This window comes from Botryobacter ruber (assembly GCF_003347595.2).
GTDB lineage: Bacteria > Bacteroidota > Bacteroidia > Cytophagales > Hymenobacteraceae > Pontibacter > Pontibacter ruber_A.
In genome coordinates this window covers 1-18,110 of the sequence record NZ_QCZK02000003.1, presented here as the reverse complement: position 1 = coordinate 18,110, position 18,110 = coordinate 1, and the positions used below count along the sequence as shown (strand labels likewise).

Here is an 18,110-nt window from a genome sequence, read left to right as displayed (position 1 = left end):
AACAACAGCAGGTGACTGGTTGTAGTGTGCGAGGAGCAAACAAGGAAATGAGAGAGTTGATCAACTCTTCGGCGAAAGAAAAAATGTTGTTGGTGTTCTTCATTATCGTAATTTATATTTCCCCACTATTGGTTGGGCAGGATTTGGCACCTTTCCGTTAGGATGGTTGTCAGAGGGTCCCGGAGCCTGTTCTCTCACCTCTTCTTCTATAAATTTCTCACGCGTTTAGTTGGGAGAATAGAATTATCCTGTAAAGTTATTAAAAAATATTCAATTTAATAGCAATTTCCAATTTATTTTAGTTCCTGATTGCTGATTCTTCATTCCGGACCGTTGCTGGTAGGATGAAATGATAAGTGTGATTTTATACTTGTCTGAACCACGGATTCAGTTGATTACACAGATTGCACGGATTTTTTCACATTTAATCAGTGTAATCCATTCATCCATTGAATCCGTGATTTAGAATAGCACACTTATCATTTCATCACTCCCACCAACGGTCGACTAAAGCCCGCTTTTTACCGACGAACTGCTAATAGACCTGCAATACCGCTTTGTATAGGAATAGACAGCCTTGGTATATTCCGTTTTTCAGCTTCAGAAAAGAATATTTCCTTTGTAGCACTTAAATGAACGAATTACCTGATACTACACTTTTACAACTATGAAAATAAATATTCTACTGATAATACTGGGGCTAAGCACTTTACCGGCGCTTGCACAAGGTCCCGGAGCACAACAAACTTCCTCTCCATTACAGGCTGTTACTGCCCCAAAAGGCAATGCTAAAATTAGCGGCGTGGTGCTGGATGCGCAGACAAAGCAACCGGTGGAGTTTGCCACTGTCGCACTGATAAATCCTGCCACCAACACGGCCATGGATGGCACGGTAGCCGACGACAAAGGCCGCTTCACCCTGTCCAACGTGGCGGCAGGCAAGTATAAAATCAACATCAGCTTTATCGGCTATCAGCAGCTGGTGATGGAGAATGTAAAAGTCTCGTCCGACAACGCTTCTGTCAACCTGGGCACCATCTCCCTCGGCTCCAACGCACAGAACCTGGGCGAGGTGGTGGTGCAGGGCGAAAAGCCGCTGGTAGAGGAGAAAATTGACCGCACTGTTTACAATGCCGATAAAGATATTACCAACGCAGGCGGAAACGCAGCCGATGTGCTGCAGAAAGTTCCTTCGCTTTCAGTAGATATCGATGGCAACGTGCAGCTGCGGGGCAGTTCCAATGTGCGGGTGCTCATCAACAACAAGCCTTCGTCTATCATGGCCGGCAACATTGCCGATGCGCTTAAACAAATTCCTGCCGACATGATCAAATCGGTAGAGGTCATTACCAGCCCTTCTGCCAAATACGATGCGGAGGGTAGCGCCGGTATCATCAACATCATCCTGAAAAAAGACGGCATGCAGGGCATCAGCGGCAGCGCTTCGCTTTCGGCGGGAACGCGGTCCAGCAACGGCAATGCCAGCCTGAGTGTGCGCAGGGGCAAATTTGGTGTAAACGGCAACTTCGGTTCCAACATGTTCTACAACCGCGGCAGCATCAACAGCACGCTCTCCATTCCGGATTTAGTCCTGGAAAGTTCTCAGTCCGGCGATACCCGCATCAATGGCCTTTTCCGCAACGGGCAGCTTGGATTTGATTACGAACTGAACCAGAAAAACAGTTTTTCGGGCGGCGTACGGCTGAACGGCGGGCAGTTTAAGATGCGAAACGGACAGGAATTTACGGAAACCAAAGCCGGCACCACCAACGATTACCTCAACGACATCGAGAACCGCAACAAGCGCCAGGGCATTGACTATAACCTGGATTTTGTGCACACCTTTAAACCGCAGCAGGAACTGACCATCCTGTCGCTCTACTCCACCACCGACACCGACACCCGCAACTTCCAGGACAGGTACCAGCCGGGCGAAGCGCCTTTCTACAAACAGCGCAACGAGAACGACGGCGCCAACGATGAACTGACCTTCCAGGTGGATTACACGCATCCGTTCAAAAACAAGACCATGCTGGAAGTAGGCGCTAAAAGCATCTTCCGCAACGTGAAAAGCGATGCCTTGTATAACGTTACAAAGTTTGGCCAGGTAGAAACAAAACGGAATATTTTCGACTACGGGCAGGATGTCTATGCCTCTTACCTGACCTACGGCTTTACCTTAAAAAAACTGCTGAACGTAAAACTGGGTGGCCGCTACGAGTACACCGACATCAACGTCGACCGCAATACCTTCACCGACAACTACGATAATTTCATTCCGAGTGTGGCTTTGTCCTACACCCTGAAAGAGAAGCACACCTTTAAGGCAAACTATACGCAGCGCATTCAGCGTCCTTCGCTGTTCTACCTGAACCCGTACCGCCAGGTGCAGACGTCAAATATCGCCGTTCAGGGAAACCCGGATCTGGAGGCCGAACTAACCAACCTGTATGAAATTGGCTACAGCACCTTCGCCAAAACGACTTCGTTCAGCACCTCCTTGTACATGCGCCAGACAAATAATGCCATCGAAACAGTAGCCTCTGCCGATGCAGAAGATAATTCCACGACCATCTCTTTCCGCAACATTGCCAAAAACAAAACCTACGGCATCAGCCTCTCCGGCTCCACCAAACCGGTAGCAGCCTGGACGATAGGCGGCAGCTCCAACATCTATTATGTAGACCTGAAGAGCAAGAGCAACAGGAACAGCGGCGTGATGTACAACATCAACGCAAACTCGTCCTACAACTTTGGCAAAGGTATCTCGGCCCAGTTCAACGGGGGCTTCAACTCGCGCAGAATTCAGCTGCTGGGTCACTTCGCGGCTTTCTCCTACCACTCGCTGGCAGTTAAAAAAGAACTGTTTGGCGGTAAAGGAGGCATTGCGCTTGGCCTGGACAACCCGTTCCGCCGGAACATGCTGATGCGCAACAACATAGCTGCAACAGACCCGGTTGCCTACGAGCAGAACATGATCATCAACAACTACAACCGCGGTCTGAAAGTTACCTTTAACTACGCCTTTGGTAAAATGCAGCAGGCGCCGCCAAAACGTAAAAAGTCAATCCGCAACGACGATGCCAAGCAGGGCGACGGCGGCAGCGGAATTTAAGCTATCACTCCATCTACAAGAACGGCCTCTCCGGTTTGGAGGGGCTTTTTTGTTTAACCTCTTCTTTACGTGAGTTTTGGCGGCTCAATGAGCTGAAAAACTGATCTGCTCCTGCCACCACAGCCGCTGCTCCCTGCACTTATACCAAAACCCAAACAAGTAAATTGGAATTATCAGCTCCACGAACTACCTTGCGCTTTTTCAGCTACTTAACCGGTTTACCCGGAACAAATGTTCATTTTCATTTTATCCAGCGTAAAACTTTACCTGCATGCAGAACACCTTTACAAAACAACTTCTGTTCACCCTCCTCCTGGTACTACTGTCGACCGCTTCCTTTGCCAAAATATACTATGTAGCCCCTGATGGCAACAACTCCAACGCCGGCACCATAGAAGCTCCCTTCCTGACAATACAACGCTCACAAGTTGATGTATCACCAGGCGACACGGTTTATATCCGCGGGGGTTTATATACCATGACGGAAGCGCAGATTGCTAACTGGAATACCCCACTCAGTGGACTTTGGGTATATGTAACCGACCTCACCAAAAGCGGCACCTCCGGTAAACGGATTAACTACTGGGCTTACCCGGGTGAGCAGCCTGTGTTCGATTACCAGCACATCATACCGGCTAACAAGCGTATTAATGCTTTCCAGGTGAGTGGCTCCTGGATTCACCTGAAAGGGATCGAAGTGATAGGCGTGCAGGTTACGATCACGACTTCCAACACCCAATCCATCTGCTTCGCGAACGAGGGCAGCAACAACATTTATGAGCAGCTGAGCATGCACGACGGGCAAGCCATTGGCTTTTACCTGACCAAGGGCGCCAATAACCTGATTCTGAACTGCGATGCGTACAACAACTACGACTATACCTCCAAAGCAGGCGGTGGCATTAACGGCGGTAACGTAGACGGCTTTGGCAACCACCCCAACAAAGGCGGCGTGAACAATGTGTTCAGAGGCTGCCGTGCCTGGTTCAACAGCGACGATGGCTACGACTGCATCAGTGCCCATGAATCAACGGTATTCGATAACTGCTGGGCCTTTTACAACGGCTATTCGGTTGGCTTTGTAAGCCGTGGCGATGGCAACGGGTTTAAAGTAGGCGGCTACGGCTCTGCAACGCTCGACAAAGTACCTAACCCTGTTCCGCGAAACACCACCCAGTTCTGCCTGTCGGTGCGTAACAAAGCCAGCGGCTTTTATGCCAACCACCACCTGGCCGGCGGCGACTGGTACAACAACTCCGCCTACTATAACAGCGTGAACTACAACATGCTCAACAGGAAAGCCAGAACCACCGAAGACTACCTGACGGACGTACCCGGCTACGACCATGTGATGAAAAACAACCTGGGCTTTGCCGCCCGCAGCACCGAAGTGAGTAACCTGAACCAGGCAGCATCCGATGTGAGCAACAATTACTTTACCCTTCCGGTTACGGTTACCTCCGCTGATTTTGTAAGCCTGGAGCAGGCGCTTTTAACCGCTCCCCGCAAACCCGACGGCAGCCTCCCCGACATCGACTTCATGCGCCTTGTACCTGGCAGCGACTTAATTGACAAAGGTGTCGACATTGGCTTTCCATTTCAGGGTGCAAAACCCGACCTGGGCTACCGCGAGTACCAGGCGGCTCTCGGTATTAAACCGGGCGCCTCTCCCCTGGCCCGGACGGTTATTTACCCGGTTCCGGCAGACCAGGTAGTACATATTTATTTACCCAACCGCTCGCCCAAACCAGTGCAGCTCACCCTGTTCGATTTGCAGGGGAAAAAAGTAAATAGCAAAGTAATGGCAGCCTCCGAAGCGTTACAACTCAGCATCAGCAACATCAGCAGCGGGGTTTACTTTTTGGAAATGAGCTATGCCGGTACAAACGAGGTCATCAGCCGGGGGAAATTTGTGAAGCGGCAGTAAGCAGTAGCCTCACGAAACCAACAGACTTTCAGAAAACTTAGAAGCTTCTTCTGTAAATTTTGACCGGGTACAGGCGGTAATCGCTTAAACTAAGGGCGTAGGTAAGGCCGCGCCAATGCAGGATGGGCGCATATGCTGCGCTGGGAGGTCCGCTGTAGGCTGCAGGCAAGGTCAGCATGGCATTGCCAACGTAGGTCACATCGCGCCTGTACATTCCCACCCGGGAGGCCACGTGCGCCAGAAAAGCTTCTTTTTCTTCCTGAGACGAGGTAAATCCGATGGCTTTTGTGGTGGGGATACCTTTTTCATCTTCGCTGTTGTACCGGATGCGGGAAGACGTGTCGATGGAAACCTCTGGTAACGTGGCTGCGGGCGCATCGGCTACAGCAGTTCGCGCCGGTTCCTGGTGCCGCTGAATGGCCGGCTGCCTTGCCGGTTCGGTAACCGGTTTTGTTTTGCCAGCCAGCGTTGCTGTTGCTGATTTAAGGTTCTTGAAAAAGCTTTCCGGTTCGGGTGCAGTGGCTGTGGTGGCAGGAGCAGTGTGCTTTTGGTGCACATCCAGGATGATGGTGAAGGTGTTCAGGAAGTGGTCGGTGTTCTGGAGGTGAAATAGCTCCAGTTCGTGCACCCGTTTTTTGTGTACCAGGTGCACGTGAATGTCTTTCGTTTTGGTATACACCTCTTTCAGTTTCGCCTCGTGCGGCGTGCCTTTGTAGCGGGTATACAGCTGGTGCAGCGCGGCGATCCTGAGATTAGAATCTTTGATATACTGCACCTGCCTGGCATCCACGCTCACCGGACCACCGCCTACTACGGTTCTGTTCCCGGTCACATCGCTGAGGCCAAAAAGGGAGCGAAGAAATTCGATCATTTCGTCAGCAGTCGTTTCAGGTGCAGCGTTTCGATTTCTACCTGTATCTTTTCAGACGTTTTCACATCCTCAAAAAACTGGTCCAGTTTCTGGATGTACAGGTCCAGCAGCGCTTCCTGCTCGGAGGAGAGTATACGCTGCTGGGATGTATTTTTATCGTGACTGCTTTCTGCCATTATTCTTCAATCTGTTTCGATTTGCCAAAGGTGCCGATGATTTTGCTGTTCAGCTCTTCCTGCACCGCTGCCAGCTCTTTCACCGCTTCCGCCCTTTTCTTGCTACCTTCTTCCGAAATCTTCATCACGGCATCGAGCGTTTCCACCATGTCGCGGTTTACTTTTTTGAGCGTTTCCACGTCCACGATACCGCGTTCGTTTTCCTGCGCTGCTACCACCACGTTGGTCTTCAGGAGCTGCGAGTTTTTGAGGAGCATTTCATTCGTAGTGTCGGTTACTTTTTTCTGAATCTCGAGGGCTTTGCGCTGCTTCTCCAGCCCCAGGGCAATGGCCACCTGCTGGCGCCACACCGGAATTACCGTCACAATAGAGTTCTGTATCTTCTGCGCCAGCACATCGTTGGTGGTCTGAATCATGCGTATCTGCGGCATAGACTGCGTGGCGATGGTGTGGGAAAGCGTGAAGTCGTGCACTTTCTTTTCCAGCCGCTCCTTAAAGGCAATCATGTCGCTGAGCCGCTGTACGGCCAGTTCGTCCTGCCCGCTTGTCTCTACATCTACCTGCAGCTTCGGAATGATGTCGTTTTCAATCTCCTCGATCTTCATCTTACCTGCTGCGATGACAGACCGGATTTCATGAATGTACTCCACTGCCTGGTTAAACATCACCTCCAAGCTGGTCGAATCCTTTAGTACGCTCTGCCGCATTTTCTCGAGCTTCACCACCACATCGTCCACGTTTTCGGAAATGGTATTGTACTGGCTGGCCAGCTTCTTCGATTTATCGGCAAACTTCTTCAGGAACGGGATGCGCGACAGCATGCCCGGCTTCTCCGCCTCGTCTATCTTCACCATGTTGATCTGGTGCAGCAGCTCATTAATGGCAGCGCCTGCATCGCCGGAATCTTTTACCCGCACCTTGGTCAGGAGCTCGTTGGAGTAGTAGCCCAGCTTGCGCTGCGTTTCCACGCCGAAATTGCTCAGCGATTCGGGTTTGGTCGGGTCGATGGATTTGGCAATGGATTCTGCCTTCTGCTGGATCAGCTCCTTGTTTTCGGCAATAGTAATGTTGTTCGGGTTTTCCATGTTTTATCTTAGCTATAGCAGGTGGTTGTGGTGTTTCAGGGTGAGGTCGTTCATGTATTTTTTTATATTCTCGTGGCGCTCGTTTTTCTCGTACCACTCAATTTCATTCATGGGCAGGTAATCGCCCAGCAGGGCCTGCACTTCCTTGAGCAGCGCCTCCCCTTTTTTGTTTCTGAATTCCGGGTTTTTATAGTACGCGTTCAGGTACTGCACTTTCACCTGCCCCTGCTGCGTAACCGCCAGCTCTTTCACTTCCGCCACCAGTTCCGACGATTTATTATCCTCGGTCACAAAGGTTTTGTACACGCCCCGGTTCCCTTCTTCCAGCGCCGCCATGCATTTTTCACGCACCTCCCGGATGGCTTCGCGCAGGCGGTTGTTTGGTCTGATGTTGTGGCCGTAAAAATAGCCCAACACAAACGCTATTACGAATGTCAAAAAAACTAACATATGCTCTCCTTCTTTTTCCTAAATATACAAAATTATTTCTTTGTATACGCGGGAAACTACCCTGCTGACTGTTGTAATCGAGGCTTATTAGGCAAGTTTTGGAATTGTATTGGCGAGAGGGGTGCTTGTGTCGGTTAACGTGAAAATTTTTCCGGAGCTGTTTAGTCAGGTTCTAGGGGTTAATGTGAGGTGCAGTGGGTGTGGTGGCGGGAGCAGTGGGCACCGGCATCAGGGATTGATAAGAAAATGAGGTTGCTGAACTTACATTACACCCAAAAAGTAGGGTCGTTTCATTCTAACAATTTTTGTCATTTCGACTGCAGGGAGAAATCTGAATTAATAGAAAAATTGTAAAATATTCCAGATTTCTCCCTGCGGTCGAAATGACAGTAAACTTTTTGTTGCTCATTTCTAATGATGAAAATTTGAATGAAACGGCTTTACCCAAAAAAGGTTTTCTGGTTAACTTCTCTTCAAGCGCTTCTTAAAATTTTTTCCATCTTCTTCCCTTTCGCCAGTTCGTCCACTAACTTATCTAAATACCTTACCTGCCTGGTTAAGGCATTTTCAATTTCTTCTACCCGATAGCCACAAATTACGCCTTTAATCAAATGTGCGTTTGGGTTTACTATCGCTTTCCGGAAAAACGTATCGAATGATGCTTTCTCGTCAATCAGTTCTTGTATTTGTTTATCGTCAAAGCTTGTCAGCCAAGTTATTACCTGGTGCAGTTCGTCTTTTGTCCTGCCCTTTCGTTCCACTTTGGCGAGGTAGTGCGGATAAACCGATGCAAATGTCATTTTTGCCATTCGGTCATGGTGTTCAGGCGTAATGTTCATGTTAGGCGAGTCGTTCTAAGGCACCTTTTCTTTTCACGATGTTTTTATAATCCCATTGGAATTCCCTTGATTTTTTCAGCCAGCGCCTTAAGTCTGTGGTATTCACTTCAGAAACATGAGTGTAGAAAACAGAAGCATCTTTAAATTTCTCTCCCCGAACGCTTAGAATTTCTTCATCAAAATCTTGCCCGCTCCAAAACATCAGTCTTATTCCTTTTTTCTGTTTGCTGTACCCAACAACCGGATTATTCTCTAAAAACCAAACAGGATGGCCGTGCCATATTTTGCCTTCTGATTCGGTGAGTTCACTAGCAATAATGGTCGCAAGTTGGTTACAAATTTCCTGGTCGGCAGAATTCTGAGTTTGGTTATATGTTTCGATTGCCTGGTTCATCGTGAGCTTGATTTGTGTTGAATTGGATGGTGTAACGGCTTGGCTATGCACTTTAATTCACTATAGGTGTGGTTGGCGTCTGTTATACCTCCTATGTATCTTCTTCAGGTAAAAAGTGTCATCCTTCACTAAATAAGTTCTTGGAATCCTCTCTTTAATATAGTGGTAGTAGCCTAATTGTAAGGAATCTAAAAAAGCAGCATTTTGTACCTCATCAAATTCTCTAATTGATGAATTCATATTGCTTGTCTTTATTAACCTGCTCTGTGGATTACCAGTTACCCCAGTTTCGAAATACTGGATTATCAAATTTTCACTCCTGTCATTTTCATAAATAGCAATGTCTGTATGAGCAGGTTTCAAGTCATCTAATGCCATATAAAACAATAAACCTGACATTGACATACTAAAAAATATAATTGAACTTTTTAAGACTTTTCCTGCTTTAGCACATTTAAAAAGTAATATAGATAAAGCTGCTGTAAGGGCTCCCCAAAACAAAGCACCTTGGTCAAGTGCAATGAAAAACTTACTTCTCGCTTCTTGACCACTATATCCGATATAAATTACGGGAAAACAAAAGCCTACAATCAGAGCTATAACAAAAATCCCAGCAATAATCTGATTAACATTTCCTTTCTCCATAATTTATAAAAACGCCAACGGTTTTCAGCTATACGTCAGGCAGGGATTTTTACTACTGAACTTCCTACGAAGAACTGAACTTTAAATTTACCACTTTCCTGTCCTACGAAGCACGAAACCCCTGCTTACGTATAGGTAATGTTACCGCTTAGTGCTTCTTTTTCTTCATCCGTTTGTCGGCCAGTCGCGCGGTTGGACAGACACACTCTTTGCCAAGTTTTGGCTTGCGTGTCGGCTGGTGCGACTTGGCAATGTGTGTGGCTGTGAAGGGGTGGATTATTCATTGTCAAAGTATTTGTTCACATAGTTAAATGGAATTTTCTCTTGTTCAAGTCTCCAGTTGTTTGTTTTCAAAATGTCGTAAAGCTGTTGTTCTTCGTCTGTCAAGTTTAGTCTTGTTGATATGTTTGTCGGTGTTCCGTTGTCGTCTTCAAAAAAATTGTCAAAGGTTTGCTTGTCCATTAATATACTTTTTGTCTGCGGAAAGTAAGTCCTGAATTGGGATATAATTTCAAAACCTTGAACATCTATGTCACCCCAATAAAGTAATTTAAGATTGTCAAACCAACGCACATTTTTGAGATTGAAAACACTAAATCCACTACCAAAAATTGCAATGGTGTCATTCATTTTTGGAAGTGTCAAAGTGGTGTAAAGTGTTGTCTTGTTTTCTACGACCAATACTTTTTTGATAGGTAAGTTCAGCTTTTCAAATTGGCTAACTGGTATTGCAATATCATCAATTCCCGAAAAAAATCTGTCCGATAATGTTTTGTCAAGAACTTTAAACCGAATTTGAGGTTCAGCGTATTTTAAATTAAATCTATTTTCAAATTCTTTTTCTTCACTTTTTACGTGATCCGAGATTAGAACATCAAGTAGTTCTCTGATAATGCTTTTATTTCTCTCGATAAATTTCGTGTGGACTTTTATCGGCAATTCTCTGATGTAGAAATTTGGTTTTGGATTTTGTTTGAAGTATTGACACACTTGCAAAATGTTATGCCATTCGTTAGCATTGTTAATTACCTTTTTAGGATATTTTATTATCCAATCTTTGAGTTCAGGGAATTCCCGAAGGATTATTTCAACATTTGATTTGAAAGAATTAACTTCATTCTCTTTGCCTAAGAATATTAAAAAATCTTTTTCATTGTCAAAGTAAATTGAAATGGGTAAATCTTGAACTCCTAAATATTTTGTCTTTACTTTTTGAAAGTCTAAAGCATAGCCAAAACCTTTTTTCACCTTTGAATGGCTGTGAATTAGTTGAATTTCTCTTTCAAATTCCGACAATGAAGATTTGGTGTATGATTTATCTCCACGAATAACCAATCTCTCAAAAGGTCGCTGTTCAACCAAAGATTGAAGAAAGGAAATATACTTTCTTTCTGTTTTGTTCTTTATTTCCTTTGGAGTAATCATTTATTCAAATAATTCGCTTTTTCTTCTTTGAATTGTTCAATTGGCATATCATATAGCCACGAATGTCTTTCTTCCTTACGCTCAACAAAGTGAACAAATGAAATATCGTTTTCAACAATGTGAATATTGTCGCTTGGTGTAACGACCAGTAATTGCAAATGAAGTTGTTTACAAAGTGTAATCAAGTACCGTGCTTTGTCTTCATCTTGTGCTTTGAATGCTTCATCAATGGCAATAAAGCGAAAAGATTTAGATTCTAAACCTTGATTAAATCTTGTTAAGCCAAACTGATAAGCAATAGCGGAACCTAAAATAGTATAGGTAAGTTGAGCCTTTTCACCACCTGATAGCTGTCCCATTGCTTCATAAGTCTTAAACTTTTGACTTGTTTCTTTGTAAAATTCTTCGGCTTTGTAACTAAACCAAAAACGAACGTCCATTACTTTTTTTCGCCATTCTTCTTTGTCTAATCTTTCTATAAATGGTTGAATGTGATTATTAAAATGATGCTTCCTACCTTCAATATTTTTTTCCATTTGGTAAACATTGGGAACGGCTTCTTCTAAAAGTTTTCTAAACTCTTTCACTTCATCATTAATCTTGTTCGGTGCAACAAGTTGAATGTAGGTTTGTGGTTTATTTTTGAAGTCAATCTCTTTTAAAGATTCGTTCAAATGTTTGATGTTTTCTTTGATTGAATCTGACCAATTTTCAAAGAACATTCTAAAGTCACCAACTTTGTTGGTAATTGTTTCTTGCAAATAATCGTTGAATTTCTTTTCAAACTTTGGTAGATTATCATTCTCCAAACTGGCTAAGAAATTTTGATATTCACTTATTAACTCTAAATGTGTTGAATCTGGTAGGGAATTAACATCAGAACGCCAATCTTTGAATTTGCTAGATATTGCTTCTGAAGGCTGTTTGAAAACGTTTATATTGATGATTACTTCTCTTTCTTTTCTTTCCTTTTGTTCTTGAAGTTCTCGTGTTTGTCCTGAGTTTTCCTTTTGGAATTTCTCACGACTTGTTTCAAAGGTTGCGTATTCTATATTCAGCAAATCAGGATGTTGCTTTTCAAACATTGAGACATCTACAACTCCCAATGGCTCATAAATAGATTTGTTACTCCTGATTGATTGTTCAATCGTGCCAACTTCATTTTTTTTGGTAAATATTTCTTGTTCTTTGTCGAAAATTTGAACTTTTGAAAGTTGATTTAATGCGTCTTGAACCTTTTTTAAATCTTCTTGAAGTTGCTTTACACGATTGTTTGTTTTTTCTAATTTATCTATCTGTTCCGTTTTTTCTTGTATTTCATTAGAATATGATTGCCAGTTTATATCATCATATTTTTCAAACTTTGAAAACAGATTATGGCATTCATCCTTGAATAAACCTAAGTTTTTTATCTCGGTATTTTTGTTTACAATCGCTTTCTTATTTTCAGTTTGTTGAGTTTGAAGATTACCTAACTCTTTCTTTAAGGAGGAGAGTTTTTCTTTATTATCCCACCCTAAAACAAAATTTTCTTTTCGAGTAATATGTGGTCGGTCGTCTTTTTCGTGTTTGCCCCTTTTGAATTTTATTAAGCCATTTTGAGTAATGGCCATTTCGTGGAATTGCTCAAACTCCGTAAGATTATCTACGCAAGTAAAATCAAATTGAGATTCCAAATAGTTCTCAATCCAATCATAATATTGTGTTATGGGCTTAATTTCAATTTTGTTGATTAACGACTTCTCATTAAGTATTTTGTTCTTAAAATTTTTAAGATAGTCTTGACTTTCATACTTGTCGTAACGAATTCTACCTTTCAAATTATTGCTGTTCACATATTGATTCACTGATGAATAATACTTGGGTGGAACAATCAAACGTAAAGCAAAATTATGCAACACTTTTTCAATAGATGATTCCCATTTCATTTCATCATCTTTTACCTTAATGAGTTCGCCAATGAACGGAATTTCTTCTCTGCTTGCTCCATTGTGTCCAATGATTTCATCTCGTATTTCGGCTTCACGCCCGGCAATGTTGTTTTTATTTTCCTGGAGTGTTTTTATAGTCTTTACTAAATCTTCGGTGTCTTGTTTTAGTTTATCTTCTTCATTTTTCAAGGCTCGAAGATTTTCATTTTCTTCATCAATGTTTTGTTGAGTAATTTGTTTTAATTGCTTCGCTCTTTCTCTGTTTGTAATAAATATTTCTTCACTTGGGTTGGTGCTGAACTTTAATTTTTGGGCAATTTTATTGTATTCATCAAGTTTTCGGCTTCTGTTGTATGTTAAGGTTTGAAGATTTATAATATCCTTCTCTAAATCTTTGATTTTACTTCCAACTTCATCTTTTTCTATAGAAATTGAAATAGTTCGTTCTTCTTGTTTTAGTTTTTCTTCCTTGTCACGTAAATCAATCAACTCATCATTCAATCGTTGCAATTCTTCTTTACATTTCTCCAATTCTTTTTCACCCAACTCAACACCTTTTTTGGCAAACCAATAAACTGCCGTTTCTTTTGACTTTTCTAATCGGAACAAATCTGCTTTGATATTGGTCAGTTCTATAGCAATTTCATTGATTGGAGTCAATTGTTTGATTTGTTCTTTAGCCTTTTCAATGTTGGTTTTAGCATCCATTAAAGTCAGGAAACTTTCTTTTAGTTGAATGAACTCTGCTTCAGCATCTTGTTCTTCCAACATATTGGTTCTTATGAAATCATCTAAGTCTTCCAGTACTTTTACCCCAACAACTTGATTGAACAAAGTCAACGCCTTTGTTGAACGCATTCCAAATAAGTCCGCCAATCTTTCTGCATAAGCAGTAGGACCATCTATTAACTCAATTTTCTTTTTTGTAACATTCGAGTTATACTTATTATCTAAAACCTTTTTCCAATTTCCTTTTGAATCGAATTGACCAAAATCAGATTCTACTTCTAGAGGAACGTGAGCAATTCCGAATTGCCGTCTTAATTCATTATTAGAAAACCAACGTACTTGAAAAAGTGTAATTTGTTTTTGGTCGGCATTGGAGAACGAAGCAAGAATTACTGAATATGTATTTGTATCACGCAATTTTTGTGTTGATGTAGAAGTTTTTCCTTCTTCTTGAATGTTTCCGTAATGTCCCAACACATATGTTTCTTCGGTGCGGTCGCCTTTTTTTTCAACGCCCGAAGATTGATTGTAAAAACGGTCTTTCTTTGCAGGAACAATTAGAGTAAGCAATGCGTCAATGTATGTACTTTTTCCTGATGCGTTTGCACCTGTCAAAAGTGAATTATTTCCTTTCGGATTTATTCTAAAAACCTTTTCGTTAAATGTTCCCCAGTTGTAAACTTCCATATATTGAAGTCTGAACCCCGCTTTGTCGGAACTTGTACTAAACAGACTCAACATAATCTAGACTCAACATAATCTTTTAACTTATTTTCAAAATCTTGTAAAATATCAAGAGTTATTTTTTCTTTTATAATTCTATGAATTTGGTATTTTGTTTCATTGTCTTTCTTGCTGATTTCCTTTAAGTAGCCCAAATCAACAGCCGCATTGATATACCTATCAAGTTCTTTTATAAACTTGACTCTATCATATTTCTCAGGGAGAAATAATTCTAACTCGTCCTTTATTTCTGTATTTGTGATAAATTTTTCGGTTGCTAACTGTGTTGGATTGCTGTCAAAATCTTCAAGGCTTTGCCTTAGAACAACAAGCACAATTGACGTTTCAAAACCGATTTGTCGTCTTTGAACTAATCCGAGAGTGCTACCTTCATTATCTTCAAGTTGCTTTACGAAAGCAAATCCATCATCTTTCTTAACGATTAGCTCTAAACCAATTTTGCCAATGTAATCCTGAATTTCGTTTTGATAATTAATTACATCATCCCAAATACTTGAGTTTCGTTCAACGGTTGATTTCAGCAACCTTACAATGGCTTTGCTATAAGGTGTAATATGTTTTTCTAAACTGCTCATTTGGTCAAAATAATTTCAGGAATTTTAATTTGTTTGCGGTTGTCCGCATCAAAAATGATACTTTGTGTTTTATCAGGATTGATAACGTGTTTGAATTCTTTCACAATGCCTATATAACCGAACAACTCAGGCAATCCTTTTTCAAGACCACCATAATTTTCTACAACATCTAAAAGTGTGGTCTGCGACTTTTCTCTAAGTATATCTTTTATCCTTTTTCTCAACAATTCTTTATCAATGTTAGATTGTGAAAACAACCTACCTAATTGATTAGATGATGTAATGTCTTCGTTGGCAATTTTAGGTCTGTTAGTGTATGTAACTTCTTCGGATTGCTCTTTCGTGAGTTTGCGTTCAAATGGAATATTTATTTCCGTTGCTGTTTCTAATTCAAATGAAATATCAGGTTTGTTCTTTGATTTACTGATTTCTACAAGTTGTTTCTTGATGTCTTGAATTATTTTTTTCGTGGCTTCTGATTTAGAACTTTCATTCTCACGAATTATACGGCTTAGTTTTTCAGCCATTTTATCATTGGCTTTGTAAACTTTTTGTCCTGAACTATGGAGATGCCTTTTCATTCCTATTAGGAATGTGTCACTTATAGGGATTGATTTTTCTTCTAAAGTCGTGTATAAATCTTTGGTCAAACTTTCCCATTTGTGTTGTAAATCTGGATTTAATATGAATGACCAAAAAGCGTAAAAGCTTTTTCCTTGTTGGCTTTCTTTCAATGATTCAAGTGCATCAAAAGTGAATTCCAGTATATCACTTTTGGATAGACTTCCGTCAGCGTGTTTTTGATAAATTCCTTTAGTAATTTCTTTAAAGTTGTCTTCAACTTCTTTAAAGTCAGATAACAATTCTTTAGCGGATTGATTGAGTTGATTGAAACGGGGTACAATTTCAAATTCTTCAAATACCTTAACGTCTTCTCCAATTTTTATTCGTTGAATTTGTTGTTCAATTTCTAATTTTTTCTCTTCCAACAACTGAATACGCTTTTCGGCATCTTCATTAGTAAACTCAACCAACTCTTTCAATTGATTCAGTATGTTGTTAAATTTTGATTCAGTCCCGACAAATTCTTCCTTTTTCAAACTTGCCAACCAATCTATGGTTTTGCTTGAATGTGAAGAAAGTTCATAAAAAACTTCACCTTGTTCATCAGGATAATTTGTCAAAAAGCCATTATTAGTCCAGTTTTGAATATATTTTTTGGCTTTTTCTTCATAGGTGTCGAAAAAATTGATTTCACTTTCTTCATCTATTTCAATTCTCTGTCCTTCTAAAAAGTCCGCTAATTGTGAGTGAATATTTTCGGACGAAATGTAGCCTTGTTTGTTTAAGAAAGTTCTTACTAGAAACTCAATAATCATTTCTCTATTTCTTAAACGCAACAAACTAACACTTGGAGAAGTGTCGAGAGTATTTAGTATTTGAGAAATGTCTACCATTTTTAATTACTTTCTGTGCGTTGGAAAAAATTCAGGCTCTTTTGCTTGCGAAGCGGCCGCCAGAGTGTAGGGGCAAGCAAATGTTGCCTGAATGTGCGGTTGGCATTTTATTTCTGTCGTTCATTTTGTTCACTATCGTTGTCTTTTTTGCATTGGCAGTAACTTACTTATAAAAGTAACTACTACTGCTATTCTCCCCATATCGGAGGATAAAGATAATAGCCCACCTCTAACCTACGCTTATCAGCACTTTGGCTGTAGGTCGTATACCTGTTTACTGCAGGGGCTTTTTCAATAGATAGAATACAGAAAAGTTAATATTTACTGCTATTAATGTAGCACTTTCCCCTAAAATATTCAAAAAAAGCAATACAAATTTAAGTTCCCCCAACACACCCCCTCAAAAAAACCTCCTAATCACCCACAACAGCAACGACAGCAGGATACTCAGCAGAATCATGCTCGTAATCGGCATGTAAAACTGAAAGTTCTCCCGTTCCACCCGGATATCGCCGGGCAGATGGCCGAACCAGTTGAGCTTATCGCCCAGCAGCCACACCGCCAGCCCGATTAAAACAATAACGGCACCGATTATGACAATCAATTTTCCTGTCTGCATTGCTTACTGAATTTAAAAAAGTTTGCTGCACCTGCCACCACAGCCTCTCATACTATTTTATAGTTCCGGTACTCGCCGGGGCGGTAACCGGTTAGCTTTTGAACAGCTAATTTAAGCCGGTCCTTCAGCTTTAAGCGGTTTCTGCTGAGATCAAAATCAAACTTCCAGTTGCGCTTTTGTATGCGGGGCTGCATCACGGCGGGATGGGTGCCGGTAAAACGGCCTAGGGCATCGATGCCGGAGTAGTCGAATGCCTCTGCCTTTACAACTTTCTTCTCCAGCGCCGCATCAGAATGCCACAATTTGCCGAACGACTCCTGCTTGCCCTGCATCGCTTTGGGCTCCTTCACCCAACCGTAATGGTAAATGTAGGCGTCGATCAGCTTCACCCGCAGCTTCTGGTTATCGCCTTTCCGGAAGCCCTGCGCGTCGCGATACGAGTGGATGCCTTTGCGGTTTCGCACCACCCGAATCTCGCGCCGGTACCAGTTCAAGGCCTCCCCTACGTAGTCGTACGAACCATAAAAGTGCTTGTAATGGAAAAGTAGCCCGTCTACCTGCTGGTCGTCCTTATACTGCTCCATCGCCTGCTTTATCACCGGCAGGTACTGTTCGTGCACCACCTCGTCGCCCTGTATGTAGAAGGCCCAGTCAGCATCTGGTGCGATGGCAGCAAAGGCTTTGTCGGTTTCCAGCGCCAGCACGCGCCCCCCCTCCCGTACGCTGTCGTCCCACACGGTTTCGATGATGCGGATTTTCGGAGAGCCGATGCCACGGATAAGGCCAAGCGTATCGTCGTCGGAGTTACCCACGGCCACCACCACTTCGTCGCAGAGGGGCAGGATGGATTGGATGGCTTCCACCACCGGGTAATCGTATTTAATGGCGTTGCGCACAAATGTGAAGCCGCTTACTTTCATGCAATAATCAGGAGTTGTTCTGATGGCAAGATAACTATTTTCTTCCGGACAAAAACCCGGCAGGTTTTAAAAACATTGTTGTCCGAAACCTGCCGTATATTCTATAGTTATCAATTAGTTACTGCTATGGACACAAAAGGTATCCGGGTAAAGAAGTTATTAAATTACCTGCCCGACAAGTTACTTGATGAGTTGGCCGTAGAGACAC

General features: G+C 42.4%; 15 protein-coding genes and 1 riboswitch. Of the genes, 2 read left to right on the top strand and 13 right to left on the bottom strand.

Going from position 1 to position 18,110, the window contains the following annotated elements; all coding sequences use genetic code 11:
- Nucleotides 1-109 precede the first annotated feature (109 nt).
- Nucleotides 110-215: riboswitch (SAM riboswitch) on the bottom strand.
- A gap of 452 nt (nucleotides 216-667) precedes the next feature.
- Both DCW36_RS00135 and DCW36_RS00130 read left to right on the top strand, forming a co-directional pair.
- The gene (locus DCW36_RS00135; RefSeq protein WP_114783802.1) at nucleotides 668-3,115 is read left to right on the top strand and encodes a TonB-dependent receptor domain-containing protein; all 2,448 of its coding nucleotides are present in this window, start codon (nucleotides 668-670) and stop codon (nucleotides 3,113-3,115) included.
- A 271-nt stretch (nucleotides 3,116-3,386) separates the two neighbouring features.
- A complete protein-coding gene (locus tag DCW36_RS00130) occupies nucleotides 3,387-5,042 on the top strand; it encodes a right-handed parallel beta-helix repeat-containing protein (RefSeq protein WP_114783800.1) in 1,656 nt (551 codons plus the stop codon).
- A 37-nt stretch (nucleotides 5,043-5,079) separates the two neighbouring features.
- On the opposite strand, the gene DCW36_RS00125 is transcribed toward DCW36_RS00130, so the two are convergent.
- The 13 genes from DCW36_RS00125 to DCW36_RS00065 form a co-directional block, all read right to left on the bottom strand.
- Complete coding sequence (locus DCW36_RS00125) at nucleotides 5,080-5,913, bottom strand: hypothetical protein (protein WP_114783798.1); 834 nt, start codon at nucleotides 5,911-5,913, stop codon at nucleotides 5,080-5,082.
- Nucleotides 5,910-6,089, bottom strand: coding sequence for a hypothetical protein (locus DCW36_RS00120; protein ID WP_114783796.1), 180 nt, complete (start codon nucleotides 6,087-6,089; stop codon nucleotides 5,910-5,912). The genes DCW36_RS00125 and DCW36_RS00120 overlap by 4 nt, the downstream gene beginning before the upstream one ends.
- Nucleotides 6,089-7,174: a toxic anion resistance protein gene (locus DCW36_RS00115; protein WP_114783794.1), complete on the bottom strand. Its 1,086-nt coding sequence runs from the start codon at nucleotides 7,172-7,174 to the stop codon at nucleotides 6,089-6,091. The genes DCW36_RS00120 and DCW36_RS00115 overlap by 1 nt, the downstream gene beginning before the upstream one ends.
- A 12-nt stretch (nucleotides 7,175-7,186) precedes the next feature.
- Nucleotides 7,187-7,624 (bottom strand): hypothetical protein, encoded by a 438-nt coding sequence (locus tag DCW36_RS00110; RefSeq protein WP_164890988.1) that lies wholly within the window; start codon nucleotides 7,622-7,624, stop codon nucleotides 7,187-7,189.
- A gap of 473 nt (nucleotides 7,625-8,097) precedes the next feature.
- Entirely contained in the window at nucleotides 8,098-8,463 is a 366-nt protein-coding gene (locus tag DCW36_RS00105) for a DUF2200 domain-containing protein (RefSeq protein ID WP_114783790.1), read from the bottom strand.
- Nucleotide 8,464: 1 nt separating this feature from the next.
- On the bottom strand, nucleotides 8,465-8,857 hold the full coding sequence (locus DCW36_RS00100; RefSeq protein WP_114783788.1) for a DUF1801 domain-containing protein: 393 nt from the start codon (nucleotides 8,855-8,857) through the stop codon (nucleotides 8,465-8,467).
- A 60-nt stretch (nucleotides 8,858-8,917) separates the two neighbouring features.
- Complete coding sequence (locus DCW36_RS00095) at nucleotides 8,918-9,502, bottom strand: hypothetical protein (protein ID WP_114783786.1); 585 nt, start codon at nucleotides 9,500-9,502, stop codon at nucleotides 8,918-8,920.
- 276 nt (nucleotides 9,503-9,778) lie between these two features.
- Nucleotides 9,779-10,927 carry a Wadjet anti-phage system protein JetD domain-containing protein gene (locus tag DCW36_RS00090; RefSeq protein ID WP_114783784.1) on the bottom strand — a complete coding sequence of 383 codons (1,149 nt, stop codon included), beginning with the start codon at nucleotides 10,925-10,927 and terminating at the stop codon, nucleotides 9,779-9,781.
- Nucleotides 10,924-14,274: an ATP-binding protein gene (locus DCW36_RS00085; protein ID WP_205702843.1), complete on the bottom strand. Its 3,351-nt coding sequence runs from the start codon at nucleotides 14,272-14,274 to the stop codon at nucleotides 10,924-10,926. Before DCW36_RS00085 ends, DCW36_RS00090 begins: the two co-directional genes overlap by 4 nt.
- A gap of 47 nt (nucleotides 14,275-14,321) precedes the next feature.
- On the bottom strand, nucleotides 14,322-14,906 hold the full coding sequence (locus DCW36_RS00080) for a DUF4194 domain-containing protein (protein ID WP_114783780.1): 585 nt from the start codon (nucleotides 14,904-14,906) through the stop codon (nucleotides 14,322-14,324).
- Nucleotides 14,903-16,363 carry a DUF3375 domain-containing protein gene (locus DCW36_RS00075; protein ID WP_114783778.1) on the bottom strand — a complete coding sequence of 487 codons (1,461 nt, stop codon included), beginning with the start codon at nucleotides 16,361-16,363 and terminating at the stop codon, nucleotides 14,903-14,905. Before DCW36_RS00075 ends, DCW36_RS00080 begins: the two co-directional genes overlap by 4 nt.
- Nucleotides 16,364-16,763: 400 nt before the next feature.
- A complete protein-coding gene (locus DCW36_RS00070) occupies nucleotides 16,764-16,982 on the bottom strand; it encodes a DUF2905 domain-containing protein (protein ID WP_114783776.1) in 219 nt (72 codons plus the stop codon).
- A 47-nt stretch (nucleotides 16,983-17,029) separates the two neighbouring features.
- Complete coding sequence (locus tag DCW36_RS00065) at nucleotides 17,030-17,902, bottom strand: glycosyltransferase family protein (protein ID WP_114783774.1); 873 nt, start codon at nucleotides 17,900-17,902, stop codon at nucleotides 17,030-17,032.
- Between the last annotated feature and the right edge of the window lie 208 nt (nucleotides 17,903-18,110).